The following is a 3,645-nucleotide window of genomic DNA, read 5'->3' on the forward strand; positions in this document are numbered from 1 at the left end:
CCCCGATGCCCAGCGCCGCCCCCCACACCGCGACCACCGCCACGACCAGCAGCAGCGGCGCGACCAGACTGCGCAGCAGCCCGACGAGGATCAGCAGAACGGAGAGCAGCACTAGCGGTACCACGATCCAGCGGTCGCGGGCGCTGGTGTCCGCGAGGTCGATCTGCTGGGCGCTGGCCCCGCCGACATATGCGCCGTAGCGGCCGTCCAGCCGGGCCCGGAGGTCCTTGATGACGGCGGTCTCGGCGGGCGTCTCCGGTGCGGCCTCCGCGGTGACCAGCAGCTCGGTCCAGCCGCCGCCGCTGCGGCCGCGTTCCACGGCCGCGACCCCGCCGGCCGTACGGGCCGCCGCCAGCGCCTCGGCCGCCCGCCTGGTGGGCGCGACGACGGTGATCGGCTGGGTGCCGCTGCCGGGGAAGGCGCGCGCCAGGGTCTGCATCGCGGCCACCGACTCGGGCTTCGCGGTGAAGGCGTTCTCGTTCTTCAGGCTCCCCGGCAGCTGGAACGCGCCCAGCGCCAGCGCCCCCAGCAGCACCGCCCCGGCCGCGAGCACCGCCACCGGCCTGCGCGCCGCCGAGGCGCCCATCGCGGCGAACAGCCCGCGGCGCTGCGGCGGCCTGCTCCCGTACGCCGGGACGAGCGGCCAGAACACCCGGCGGCCCAGCAGCACCAGCAGCGCGGGCAGCAGGGTCGTCATCGCCACCAGCGCGCTCAGCACACCGACCGCCGCGATGGGGCCCATCCCCCGGCTGCTGTTGAGGTCGGCGGCGAGCAGACACAGCAGCCCGGCGGCGACCGTGCCGGAGGAGGCAAGGACCGCCGGGCCGCAGCCGCGCAGGGCCGCGCGCATGGCCTCGTAGGGACGCGGGACGCGGCGCAGTTCCTCGCGGTAGCGGGCGACCAGCAGCAGGGCGTAGTCGGTGCCCGCGCCGAAGACCAGGATGGTCATCACGCCCTGGCTCTGGCCGGTGACGGTGATGCCGAAGGCCTGGTGGAGGCCGTAGACCCCGGCCATGGCGGTCCCGTCGGCGACGCCCGCGACGACGAGCGGCAGCAGCCACAGCAGCGGACTGCGGTAGATCAGGATCAGCAGCACGGCGACCACGGCGACGGTGGTGTACAGCAGCGGCCCGTCGAGGGAGGAGTACACCCCCTTCATATCGGTGTTCAGCGCCCCTGCGCCGCCGACCTCGGCGGTCAGCCCGCCGCCGCCGTCGGCGGCGCGGCGCACGTCGTTCACGAAGGCGTTCCTCGCGTCGTCGTCCTGCCCCGGCTGGGTACTGGCGACCGGGTACATCAGCGTGGTGCCGTCCCTGGACGGGACCGCGACGGGGGTCGCGGTGAGCCGGTGGGTCCGGGCGATCCCGGAGATCTGCTCCTGCGCCCGGGCCCGGTCGGCCGCGGTCAGCCCGCTGTCGCGGTGGTAGACGACGACCAGCTCGGTCGCCTCGCCGCCGGGCAGTGCGTCCTGCACCTTCGCCACCTGGGTGGAGTCCGCACTCGCGGGGAGGTAGTCCACCGCCCGGTTCTGCTGAACGTCCGCCAGCTTCCCGGCCAGAGGGCCCGCGAGTGCGAGCACGGCCAGCCAGAGCGCCAGCACCGCCCAGGGCAGCAGGGTGCGCGTTCGGCGCTTCCCCGGCTGCCTCGGCGGCGCCGGTTCGACGATTGCGGTGATCGGGGCCCCCACGGCGGGCCTCCCTCCGGTCCGGTGGTCTGCTGCCTTCCAGGCTTCCGGCCCGGCGGCCCCGTTTCGTCCGGCACCAGGCTGAGCCGTCCGCTACTGCGCGGGGTGCGCCGTGCGGCCGGCTACTCCCACGGGAGTACGACGCCGAGCCGAGCAGCCCCGGGTCCGGCTCGGCGGGCGGACGGCGCCCCGCCCCGCGCCGGGCGGCCCGGCTGACCGGCCGTGCCCGCGGGGGTGCAGAAGCAACTCCTCGCCGCAGGCCGGGCCCCGGGCGGTGGGGTCTAGGCCCGGCCCGTCGGAGATCCGCCCGCATCCGTGCCCGGTGGACGGATGCGCTCCGGTGAGTCGTGCGGCCGACGTCAGACCAGGTTGTCCCGGACCCACTGGGCCACGCCGCCGAGCCGGGCGGCGGCGATGCGGACATCGCCGCCGGAGACAGGCTGGTCGGCCTCGAAGTCGAAGCCGGTCATCCCGGTTTCCTCCTCCACGATGCGAGCGATCCGGTAGGCGACGACCACGATCGGCAGGGCGGCCTCGCCCGGGTAGCGGTAGGGGATCTCGATCTCCGCCCCGTTCCCGTCGCAGTCCAGCTGCAGGCTGCCCTCCGGCCCGTGACGGTGCAGGGTCCAGGTGGACGGGAACTCCTCCACCTCCACGGGGCCGAATGCGGCGGCGACCCGGCGGACGGTCCGTTCCCACTGCCGTCGTTGGTCGGGGGTGGGGCGCATGGGCGGAACCGGGTGGCGGGGATCCCAGGTGTCCGCGTTCCAGCCGGAGTTGCGTTCCTCGAGGGCCTCGGCGAAGGTCCGGCCGGGTGCGACGTGCAGAAAGCCGATGTCGTAGGTCACGGTGCAGCGGTCCGCTCGGCCCAGTCCGCCAGCGCGGTGAAGTCCGCCTCGGTCAGGCCCCGGCGCGGGTCGACGTGGTGGAGCAGGGCGGGCTGGTCGTGGTGGGCGGCGATCCAGGCGCGGTCCGCCTCGGTGAGTTCGTCGTCGACCCAGGCGAAGGGACGCCCTGCGGCCCAGGCGGCCACCTGCCGGGTCTTCCAGTGCAGACCCTCGGGATCCTGGCGGTGGAGGTCGATCGAGGGCCACTCGATCACCGGCAGCTCGGGCAGGGCCAGCTCCGGGGCGATGAACGCGTTGGCCTCGTGCATCCAGGTGGTCGCCCAGACCAGCTCGAACGGCAGTGCCCGCAGCTGCGGTCCGTGGTCGGGGTTGAGCCACACCCGCAGCGGCTTGGTGTACTCGGCGGCCCGCGGCCTGCCGTACGGGCGCGAGGCGGCGAGGGAGGCCTGCCAGGAGGGCGGTCTCATGCGGAAGGTGGCGTAGCCGTGCGGCCGTCGTTCCGGCTGGGCGGCGTAGGGATTGAGGGGCCCGTCCACATCCAGCAGGAGCAGCGGGCGCTGCCTCGGCGCGGTCATGGCCTGCACCGTAGCGCCGGGAGCGCCGGCCGCGCACCGGGATATCCCCTCGTGGGAGTGCGCGCGGGGTCCACACGGCGTCGGCGGGCGTCGGACGGGCCGAGCTCGTCGGACAGTGTCCTCTTCGGTTCGAGGGAGGCAGGACAGGTGGCGGGCCCGCTCCTGGGCCGGTGGCGTACGACCCGGGCGCCGTCTGCAACCGCCGGCCGGGTCGGACAACGGCCCGTCAGGTGTGCCCGGTGCCTGCGGCCGGGCGTGATCCGCGGTGGACACCGCCGTGTCGCCTACGGTGTCGCGGTCGTCGACGTCGACCCCGGTTCGCTGATCGGTGGGCGCACGACCATCACCGTCAGCTACTACCACTCGTCGGCCGCCACCGCGGCGAACCGGTTCCCCACGCCGGTGCTGTTCGACCGCTTCAGGCTCCACCGCCTGCGCCGCGACGGCCGCCCGGCGCACCCCGGCCACCTCGCAGCCGAGCGCTGACCGGCAGGCCGCTCGACGGTCGGGACGCCGGGGTGGCGGCCCGGGCCGCCAC

The 3,645-nt window shown here is 75.1% G+C and carries 4 protein-coding genes; 1 reads left to right on the forward strand and 3 read right to left on the reverse strand.

Annotated elements, in window-relative coordinates:
- The 3 genes from AOK09_RS34715 to AOK09_RS34725 all read right to left on the reverse strand — a co-directional run.
- On the reverse strand, positions 1-1,666 hold a 1,666-nt coding region (locus tag AOK09_RS34715; protein ID WP_055591188.1), incomplete at its 3' end, for an MMPL family transporter.
- 377 nt (positions 1,667-2,043) lie between these two features.
- Positions 2,044-2,532: a hypothetical protein gene (locus tag AOK09_RS34720; protein ID WP_055591185.1), complete on the reverse strand. Its 489-nt coding sequence runs from the start codon at positions 2,530-2,532 to the stop codon at positions 2,044-2,046.
- A complete protein-coding gene (locus AOK09_RS34725; RefSeq protein WP_055591186.1) occupies positions 2,529-3,107 on the reverse strand; it encodes an HAD domain-containing protein in 579 nt (192 codons plus the stop codon). The genes AOK09_RS34720 and AOK09_RS34725 overlap by 4 nt, the downstream gene beginning before the upstream one ends.
- Positions 3,108-3,362: 255 nt before the next feature.
- Here AOK09_RS34725 and AOK09_RS34730 point away from each other — a divergent pair, with 255 nt between their 5' ends.
- Positions 3,363-3,593, forward strand: a complete 231-nt coding sequence (locus AOK09_RS34730) for a hypothetical protein (RefSeq protein WP_055591187.1) — start codon at positions 3,363-3,365, stop codon at positions 3,591-3,593.
- Positions 3,594-3,645: the final 52 nt, after the last annotated feature.

Origin of the sequence: Peterkaempfera griseoplana, from assembly GCF_001418575.1 — a bacterium.
In the GTDB taxonomy this organism is placed as follows: Bacteria; Actinomycetota; Actinomycetes; order Streptomycetales; family Streptomycetaceae; genus Peterkaempfera; species Peterkaempfera griseoplana.

Coding starts and splice junctions, on each gene's coding strand:
- AOK09_RS34725 (WP_055591186.1), bottom strand. CDS start 3,107: ATGACCGCGCCGAGGCAGCGCCCGCTGCTCCTGCTGGATGTGGACGGG.